The sequence below is a fragment of the Pseudomonas sp. CM25 genome (assembly GCF_013179705.1).
Classification (GTDB): Bacteria; Pseudomonadota; Gammaproteobacteria; order Pseudomonadales; family Pseudomonadaceae; genus Aquipseudomonas.
The window spans coordinates 1-538 of the sequence record NZ_JABMCW010000734.1 but is presented as its reverse complement, the minus strand read 5'-3'; the positions used below and the strand labels follow the sequence as shown (position 1 = coordinate 538).

1 pseudogene is annotated in these 538 nt (G+C 68.2%); it reads right to left on the bottom strand.

Annotated features, from left to right (window positions below):
• Positions 1 to 538 (bottom strand): annotated as a pseudogene (locus HP546_RS31015) (AMP-binding protein); the annotation flags it as partial.

Genomic DNA, 538 nt, shown 5'->3' with positions numbered 1-538 from the left:
GGCAGGGCCTTGCGGTCCAGCTTGCCATTTGGCGTCACCGGCAGTTGGTCGAGCAGCAGCAGGTGCGCCGGGACCATGTAGTCCGGCAAGCCTGCCTTCAGCGCTTCGCGCAGGCTGTCGCGCAAGGCGCTGTGGTCCTGCGTGCTGTCGGCCGGCACCACATAGCCCACCAACTGCTTGCCGCTCGGCCCGTCCTGGGCCAGCACCACCGCTTCCTGCACGCTGGGCAGCTCCAGCAGGCGCGCTTCGACTTCACCCAGTTCGATACGCAGGCCGCGAATCTTCACCTGATGGTCGATACGCCCGGCGTAGTCGATCACGCCATCGGCGCGGTAGCGCGCCAGGTCGCCGGTGCGGTACAGCCGCCCGCCGTTGTCGCTGAACGGGTCCGGCACGAAGCGTTCGGCAGTCAGCGCCGGGCGCTGGTGGTAGCCACGGGCAAGACCAACGCCGCCCAGGTACAGCTCGCCGGCACTGCCGCGCACGGCTGGCTGCAGGCTGCCTTCGAGGATATGGGTTTTCAGGTTGTCGATCGGCT